The organism is Phenylobacterium sp., from assembly GCF_031425575.1.
Classification (GTDB): Bacteria; Pseudomonadota; Alphaproteobacteria; order Caulobacterales; family Caulobacteraceae; genus Phenylobacterium.
In genome coordinates this window covers 1-8,493 of record NZ_JANPJP010000066.1, presented here as the reverse complement: position 1 = coordinate 8,493, position 8,493 = coordinate 1, and the positions used below count along the sequence as shown (strand labels likewise).

Annotated in this window: 7 protein-coding genes; 4 read left to right on the top strand and 3 right to left on the bottom strand. The window is 68.3% G+C overall.

Going from position 1 to position 8,493, the window contains the following annotated elements:
- The 3 genes from RMO97_RS03915 to RMO97_RS03905 all read right to left on the bottom strand — a co-directional run.
- On the bottom strand, positions 1-754 hold a 754-nt coding region (locus tag RMO97_RS03915), incomplete at its 3' end, for a 2-oxoacid:ferredoxin oxidoreductase subunit beta (RefSeq protein ID WP_310539234.1).
- Entirely contained in the window at positions 751-2,598 is a 1,848-nt protein-coding gene (locus RMO97_RS03910; RefSeq protein ID WP_310539233.1) for a 2-oxoacid:acceptor oxidoreductase subunit alpha, read from the bottom strand. The genes RMO97_RS03910 and RMO97_RS03915, both read right to left, overlap by 4 nt.
- Entirely contained in the window at positions 2,586-4,418 is a 1,833-nt protein-coding gene (locus RMO97_RS03905) for an FAD-dependent oxidoreductase (protein WP_310539232.1), read from the bottom strand. The genes RMO97_RS03910 and RMO97_RS03905 overlap by 13 nt, the downstream gene beginning before the upstream one ends.
- Before the next feature lie 249 nt (positions 4,419-4,667).
- Between RMO97_RS03905 and RMO97_RS03900 the strand changes: the two genes are divergently transcribed.
- The 4 genes from RMO97_RS03900 to RMO97_RS03885 all read left to right on the top strand — a co-directional run.
- Positions 4,668-4,823, top strand: a complete 156-nt coding sequence (locus RMO97_RS03900) for a hypothetical protein (RefSeq protein WP_304777220.1) — start codon at positions 4,668-4,670, stop codon at positions 4,821-4,823.
- A gap of 36 nt (positions 4,824-4,859) precedes the next feature.
- Positions 4,860-6,260 (top strand): ethanolamine ammonia-lyase subunit EutB, encoded by a 1,401-nt coding sequence (locus RMO97_RS03895; RefSeq protein WP_310539231.1) that lies wholly within the window; start codon positions 4,860-4,862, stop codon positions 6,258-6,260.
- Entirely contained in the window at positions 6,260-7,045 is a 786-nt protein-coding gene (eutC, locus tag RMO97_RS03890) for an ethanolamine ammonia-lyase subunit EutC (RefSeq protein ID WP_310539230.1), read from the top strand. Before RMO97_RS03895 ends, eutC begins: the two co-directional genes overlap by 1 nt.
- 105 nt (positions 7,046-7,150) lie before the next feature.
- A partial coding sequence (locus RMO97_RS03885; RefSeq protein WP_310539229.1) for a PAS domain S-box protein occupies positions 7,151-8,493 on the top strand: 1,343 nt, incomplete at its 3' end.

Here is an 8,493-nt window from a genome sequence, read left to right as displayed (position 1 = left end):
CGTTGCGCCCGGTGATCACGTCGAGGAAGTTCACCGCCTCGTTGTGCTCGCGCACGTAGTCGAAACTCTTGGTGCTGCCTTCGTGGTTGTTGAAGGCGACACAGGGCGAGATGCAATCGATGAAGGCCGAGCCCTGGTGGCTGAGAGCGGCCTTGATCAGGGGCACCAGCTGGGCCTTGTCGCCCGAGAAGGAGCGGGCCACGAAGGTGGCGCCCAGCTGCAGGGCGACGCTCACCAGGTCGATGGCCGAGTCGTGGTTGACCACGCCCTTCTTGGACTTCGAGCCCTTGTCGGAGGTGGCGGAGAACTGGCCCTTGGTCAGGCCGTAGACCCCGTTGTTCTCGACGATATAGGTCATGTTCACGCCGCGCCGGATGGCGTGGGCGAACTGGCCGATCCCGATGGAGGCGCTGTCGCCGTCGCCGGAGACCCCCAGATAGATCAGGTCGCGATTGGCCAGGTTGGCGCCAGTGAGCACCGAGGGCATGCGGCCGTGCACGGTGTTGAAGCCGTGGGAGGCGCCCAGGAAATAGTCCGGGGTCTTCGACGAGCAGCCGATCCCCGAGAGCTTGGCCACCCGGTGCGGCGGCAGGTCGAGTTCGTAGGCCGCCTGGATGATGGCCGCGGAGATGGAGTCGTGGCCGCAGCCGGCGCAGAGGGTGGAGACCGAGCCCTCGTAGTCGCGGCGCGTCTTGCCCAGCGCGTTCTCCACCAGGCGCGGGTGATGCAGCTGGGGCTTGGTGATGTAGGTCATTCGGCGGCCTCCGGAACCTGGCGGCGTTCCGGCGTCGGGGCGGCGGGGGTGAGCTGGGCCCCGATCTCCCCGGCGATGAAGCGGGCGGTGATGGGGGTGCCGTCATAGTGCAGCACGGCGGTGAGCTTGGCCGGGTCGACCCCGCCCTCGTTCATGATCAGGGTGCGCAGCTGGCCGTCGCGGTTCTGCTCCACCACGAAGACCTCGTCATGGGCGGCGATGAAGTCGAAGACCTCATCGGCGAAGGGGAAGCCGCGCACGCGCAGGGCGTCGACATAGCGGCCCTGGGCTTCCATCACCTGCAACGCCTCGTCCATGGCCGCGCCGGTGGAGCCATAATAGATCACCCCGGTGCGGGTCGGACGCGAGGCGTCGCGGCGGACCGGCGCCGGCACCAGGCCCTTGGCGGTCTCGAACTTGCGCAGCAGGCGCTGGACGTTGTCGACATAGACGCTGCCCTCTTCGCTGTAGCGGGCATAGGGATTGCGCGAGGTGCCGCGGGTGAAATAGCCGCCCTTGGTGGGATGGGTCCCGGGATAGGTGCGGAACGGGATGCCATCGCCATCCACGTCGAGATAGCGGCCGAAGTCGCGGCCGGCCTCCAGCTCGTCATGGGTCATGACCTTGCCGCGATCAAGGGTGCGGCTATCATCCCAGGCGAAGGGGGCGGTCAGCCACTCGTTCATGCCGATGTCGAGATCGAGCATGACGAAGATGGTGGTCTGCAGGCGGTCGGAGAGATCGAAGGCCAGAGCCCCCATCTCGAAGCATTCCCCCGGATCCTGCGGCAGCAGTAGGACATGCTTGGTGTCCCCGTGGCTGGCATAGGCCGCCGAGAGGATGTCCGACTGCTGGGTGCGGGTGGGCATGCCGGTGGACGGACCGCCGCGCTGGACGTCGAAGATCACCGCCGGGATTTCGGCGAAATAGGACAGGCCGACGAACTCCTGCATCAGGGAGATGCCGGGCCCCGAGGTGGCGGTGAAGGCGCGCGCGCCGTTCCAGCCGGCGCCCACCACCATGCCGATGGAGGCGATCTCGTCCTCGGCCTGGACGATGGCGTAGCGGGCCTTGCCGGTCGCAGGGTCGGTCCGATAGTCCGCGCAGAACTCGGTGAAGGCCTCGGCGAGCGAGGTCGAGGGCGTGATGGGATACCAGGCGCAGACCGTGGCCCCGCCATAGACCGCGCCCAGGCCGGCGGCCATGTTGCCCTCGACATAGATGCGGTCGCCCACCTTGTCAGCGCGCCGGGCGCGCAGGCCGAGCGGCGCGAGATTGGCCTTCACATAGTCGGCGCCCATGTGCAGGGCCGCGACATTGGCGGCGATCAGCCGTTCCTTGCCGGCGAACTGCTCGGCCAGCAGTTGCTCGATGACCCCGATCTCGATGTCCAGCAGGGCCGCCAGGGCGCCCACATAGATGGTGTTCTTGAACAGCTGGCGTTCGCGCGGGACCGAATAGGCCTCGTTGCACATCGCGGTCAGGGGCACGCCCACCACCGTGATGTCCTGGCGGAATTTCGACGGCGGCAGCGGCTTGGTGCTGTCGTAGAACAGGTAGCCGCCGGGCTCGATCTCGGCGAGATCCCGGTCCCAGGTCTGGGGGTTCATGGCCACCATCATGTCCACTCCGCCACGCCGGCCCTGGTGGCCGGCCTCGGTGACGCGGACCTCGTACCAGGTGGGCAGGCCCTGGATGTTGGAGGGGAAGATGTTGCGGGCGGCCACAGGCACGCCCATCCGCAGGAAGGACTTGGCGAACATGGCGTTGGCGCTGGCCGAGCCGGAGCCGTTGACGTTGGCGAACTTGACGACGAAGTCGTTGACGGCCTCTAGCGGGCGCATGGCTTTTCCCCCGCGTGGGTCATCTCAAGGGTGAACTGCTGCATGTCCCAGGCGCCGGTGGGACAGCGCTCCGCGCAGAGGCCGCAGTGCAGGCAGACGTCCTCGTCCTTGACCATCACCCGGCCGGTCTTCAGCTCGCCGGAGACGTAGAGGTCCTGGGTCAGGTTCAGAGCCGGGGCGCTGAGGCGCATCCGCAGGTCGTCCTCCTCGCCATTGGCGGTGAAGGTGATGGCGTCCACCGGGCAGATGTCGACGCAGGCGTCGCACTCGATGCAGATCGGCTCGGCGAACACCGTCTGGACGTCGCAGTTCAGGCAGCGCTGCGCCTCGGCGAAACCCAGCAGGGGATCGAAGCCCAGCTCGACCTCCAGCTTCACGTTCTTCAGCGACTCGCCCTTCTCCCGCAGGGGCACGCGGTGGCGCAGGTCGTTGGAGATGTCGTTGTCGTAGCTCCACTCGTGGATGCCCATCTTCTGGCTGACCATCGAGGTGCCCGGGGCCGGCCGGTCGCGGACGTCCTGATCCTGGCAGAACCTGTCGATGGAGATGGCCGCGTCGTGGCCCTGGGCGACCGCCCAGATGATGTTCTTGGGCCCAAAGGCCGAGTCGCCGCCGAAGAACACCCGAGGCAGGGTGGACTGGAAGGTGACCTCGTCGACCTTGGGCATTCCCCATTCGTCGAAGTCGAGGCCAAGATCGCGCTCGATCCAGGGGAAGGCGTTCTCCTGGCCCACCGCCACCAGGACGTCGTCGCATTCGAAGTGCTGGTCGGGTTCGCCGGACGGGACCAGCTTGCGACGGCCCTTGTCGTCGAACTGGGCGACCACCTTCTCGAAGAGCACGCCGGTGAGGCGGCCGTTCTCATGGGTGAATTCCTTGGGACCCAGGAAGTTGAGGATCGGGATGTCCTCGTGGAGGGCGTCTTCCTTCTCCCAGGGGGAGGCCTTCATCTCGTCGAAGCCAGAGCGGACGATGACCTTGACGTCCTCGCCGCCCAGGCGGCGCGAGGTGCGGCAGCAGTCCATGGCGGTGTTGCCGCCCCCCAGGACGATGACCCGCTTGCCGATGCGGTCCACATGCTCGAAGGCGACGCTGGAGAGCCAGTCGATGCCGATGTGGATATTGGCGGCGGCCTCCTGGCGGCCGGGCAGGTCCAGGTCCCGGCCACGCGGCGCGCCGGTGCCGATGAAGACCGCGTCGTAGTCCTCCTCCAGCAGGTCCTTGAGGCTGTCGACGCGCTGGCCCAGCCGCATGTCGAGGCCGAGGCCGGTGATGTAGCCCACCTCCTCGTCGATCACTTCCTCCGGCAGGCGGAAGCGGGGGATCTGGCGGCGGATCATGCCGCCGGCCTTGGCGTCGCCGTCGAAGACCACGACGTGGTAGCCGAGGGGGGCGAGATCGCGGGCCACGGTGAGGGCCGCAGGACCCGCGCCCACCAGGGCCACGGTCTTGCCGTTGCGTGGCGCGACGGCGGGCAGGAAGGCGGTGATGTCGGACTTGTTGTCGGCGGCGACGCGCTTCAGCCGGCAGATGGCGACGGGCTCGTCCTCGACCCGGCCGCGGCGGCAGGCGGGCTCGCAGGGGCGATCGCAGGTGCGCCCCAGGACGCCCGGGAAAACGTTGGACCGCCAATTGACCATATAGGCGTCGGAGTAGCGGCCGTCGGCGATCAAGCGAATATATTCAGGGACTGGGGTGTGGGCCGGACAGGCCCACTGGCAATCGACAACCTTGTGAAAGTAGTCAGGCCCCTCGGTAATGGTGCGCTGCAAAACAAATTCCTTCCCGCGACGCTCTACTCTCGCGGTTGCGAACGCCATCCTGCCTCCAGGACGGCGTCCGCCGACCCCGACGCGGCGTTGGTTTCATCTAAATACCGTTCCACGCTTAGGCCAATACGCTTTCTGATCATCGATCACTGAAAAGCCCGCGTCGCGGGGTCGCGGCCCGGCAGGTCAACAGTGCGTGAGAGTCCCGCCGATCGGTGACGTGACGCTTTTCTTAACGAGAGATGAACGGCATCCTGCTGTTCCCGCGACAGGCGAGCGCTAACCTTGGAGAAGCGTCCGATGCCGAACGAAATGGACCTGCTGCCCGACGCGATCATCTCGCCCTTCGAGGATGAGGTTTCCTACGACGACTCCCTGGACGCCGACGTGGCGATCAACGACCGCCGCGCCCGGGCCGAGAACGCCGAGGCCCTGAGGCTGGCGCGGGCTCTGTAAACCCCCCCGGGGTTGGGGGCCGCGCGCGAAGGCGCCATGATCCTCGCCTGCACGGGGCGCGCCATGGGTTATCGTCAGGTCGTGGGCACGACCACCTGGATCTTTCCGGACCTGAAGGATCTGCTGGCCAAGGCCTCGCCGCCCCGGTCGGGAGACGCCCTGGCGGGACTTGCGGCGTCCAGCGCCCAGGAGAACGTGGCGGCCAAGCTGGCCCTGGCCGAGGTTCCGCTGAAGACCCTGCTGGACCAGCCGCTCATCCCCTACGAGACCGACGAGGTCACCAGGCTGATCTGCGACAGCCATGACGCGCAGGCCTTCGGTCCCATCGCCGGCCTGACGGTCGGGGCGTTCCGCGATTTCCTGCTGGCGGAGACGACCACGCCGGCGGTGCTCGCCCGTCTGGCGCCGGGGATCACGCCGGAGATGGCGGCGGCGGTCAGCAAGCTGATGCGCAATCAGGACCTGATCCTGGCGGCCTCGAAATGCCGGGTGACGACGAGGTTCCGCAACACCATCGGCCTGCCCGGGACCCTGGCCGTGCGGCTGCAGCCCAACCATCCCACCGACGATCCGGCCGGGATCACCGCCAGCGTGCTGGACGGCCTGATGTACGGCTGCGGCGACGCGGTGATCGGGATCAATCCGGCCTCCGACAGCCTGGTCGCCACCGGGGAGTTGCTACGCCTGCTGGACGGCCTGATCGGGCGGTTCGAGATCCCGACCCAGGCCTGCGTCCTGGCCCATGTCACCACCAGCCTTGAGCTGATCGAGCGCGGGGCGCCGGTGGACCTGGTCTTTCAGTCGGTGGCCGGCACGCAGGCCGCCAACGCCAGCTTCGGCGTGAACCTCGCCCTGCTGAAGGAGGGGCGCGAGGCGGCGCTCTCGCTGAAGCGCGGCACGGTGGGCGACAACGTCATGTACTTCGAGACCGGCCAGGGTTCGGCCCTGTCGGCGGGCGCCCACCACGGCGTGGACCAGCAGACCCTGGAGTCCCGCGCCTATGCCGTCGCCCGCGCCTTCGATCCGCTGCTGGTCAATACGGTCGTCGGCTTCATCGGCCCGGAGTACCTCTATGACGGCAAGCAGATCATCCGCGCGGGGCTGGAGGACCACTTCTGCGGCAAGCTGCTGGGCGCGCCGCTGGGCTGCGACGTCTGCTACACCAATCATGCGCAGGCTGATCAGGATGACATCGACACCCTGCTGACGCTGCTGGCCACAGCCGGCGTCACCTTCGTCATGGGGGTGCCGGGCGGTGACGACGTGATGCTGAACTATCAGTCCACCTCCTTCCACGACGCGCTCTACATCCGGGAGCTGCTGGGCCTTGGGCGGGCGCCCGAGTTCGAGGCCTGGCTGGAGGGCATGAAGATCACCGGCGGCGACGGACGGTTGCTGCCGCGCACGCCGACCCACCGACTGCTGACAGGCGCCTGATGGGCGAGCCCCCTGCCCGCGATCCCTGGACCCAGCTCACCGGCCTGACCGCCGCACGGATCGCGCTGGGCCGGGCAGGCCCCGCCCTGCCGACCCGCGAGGTGCTGGCCCTGGCCCTCGCCCACGCCCAGGCCCGGGACGCGGTGCACGCCCCTTTTGACGCTGACGCCGTCGCCCGCGGCCTGGAGGCGCTTGGCCACGCCACGGTCCAGGTGGCCAGCGCCGCGCCGGACCGGGGGACCTATCTGCGTCGGCCAGACCTCGGGCGGAAGCTGTCGGGCGCGAGCCGCCAGATACTGGAGCGCACCGAGGCGCGTGGATCCGACCTGGTGCTGGTGGTGGCTGACGGGCTTTCCAGCGCCGCCGCCCACGCCCACGCCGTTCCCCTGGTGGCCGCCCTGGCCCCCTATGTCGATCGCGCGGGATGGAGTCTCGGACCCGTGGTCATCGCGACCCAGGCCCGGGTGGCCCTGGGCGACGAGATCGGCGGACGCCTGGGGGCCGGCGTGGTGGCCCTGCTGGTGGGCGAACGGCCCGGCCTGTCGAGCCCCGACAGCCTGGGGGTCTACCTGACCCACGCGCCCCACGTGGGCCGCACCGACGCGGAGCGCAACTGCATCTCCAACATCCGCCCTGAGGGCCTGTCCTATGAGGAGGCGGCCTTCAAGCTGGCCTGGCACATCGCCGAGGCGCGGCGCCTTGGCCTGACGGGCGTGGGGCTGAAGGACGAGAGCGACCTTGTAAGCCTCACCACCGAGAGCCCGACCCTACTGCCGCAGGCTTGATCAGGAGATCGCCTTGCGGCGAATTTTCGCGGCGCCTTTCCCCTTTGTTCATTCCCCGGGAACAGAGTTAATCTTGGGAAGAATTGAAGGGCGGGGGCAGAGGGATTGGAGCCGCGCAGCGACCTCGACAGCCGGCTGGCGCGCATCGCCCTGGCGACCTCCAGCGGCACGGTCCTGCTGGACGCCGCGGGCCGCATCGAGTGGATCAACGAGGGCTTCACCGCCATCACCGGCTATTCCCTGAATGAATGCCGAGGCCTGACGCCCTGCGCCCTGCTGGAATCCCCCCACACCGATCCCGAGACCTTCGCCCGCCTGCGCGCCCACATCGCCGCGTGCGAGGGCTTCCGTCTTGAGGTCCAGATGCAGGCCAAGGACCAGCGCCAATTCTGGATCGACCTGGACGTGCGGCCCACCTACGACGCCGCGGGCGCCCATGACGGCTTCGTCTCGGTCCAGACCGAGGTCACCTCGGCCAAGCAGCTCGAGGCGCGGCTGAAGGCCACCTCGACCTCCCTGCGCTCGGCTGGCCATCTCGCCCGCCTCGGCGGCTGGGAGGTTGACCTGCGCAACGGCGTCGTCCGCTGGAGCCACGAGGTTCAGGCGATGCTGGGGCGGCCCGAAGGGGTTGAGGAGGCCGGAGCCTCCGTGTCCATCTTTCCGGAGACCGAACGTGAGGGGGTGCGGGCCTATATTCGCGACGCCATGCAGACTGGCGAACGGATCGAGTTCGAGAGCCCCATGGCCACACCGACGGGCGGGGACCTCTGGTTCCGTGTCGTCGGCGAGCCCGAAATGGTGGACGGCAAGTGCGTGGCCATCCACGGCGCCATGCAGGACATCACCGCCCAGCGCCAGGCCCATGCCGAGCTGCTGGAGTCCGAGCGTTTCGGGCGCGGCGTGATCGATGGCGTGGCCGCCATGCTGACCGTCGTCGACGAGACCGGCGCCATCGTGGCCGCCAACCAGGCCTTCCGGGCTCGGGGCGCGGAGCTCACCAAGAGCGACACCTACCACCTGGGCCGCAACCTGTTCGACGTGATCTCGAAGCTGCCGGGCAACCAAGGCAAGACCCTGCTGAAGGGTCTGGGCGACATCCTCGCCGGCAAGACCAAGTCCTACATCCGCGCGTATCAAGGTGTCAGCGGCGAGTGGTTCCGCATGACCGCGGCGCGCTTCGCCGGCGAGGGTCCCGTGCGCTGCGTGGTGATCACCCAGTCCATCCAGGACTTGAAGGAGTCCGAGGACCGGCTGCGCGACCTGAACGTCACCCTGGAGCGTGCCCGCGACGACGCCAACGCCGCCAATGAGGCCAAGTCCGCCTTCCTGGCGACCATGAGCCACGAGATCCGCACGCCGCTGAACGGGGTGCTGGGGATGGCCCAGGCCATGGCCCGCGACGACCTTCCGCAGATCCAGCGCGAGCGCCTGACGGTGATCCGCCAGGC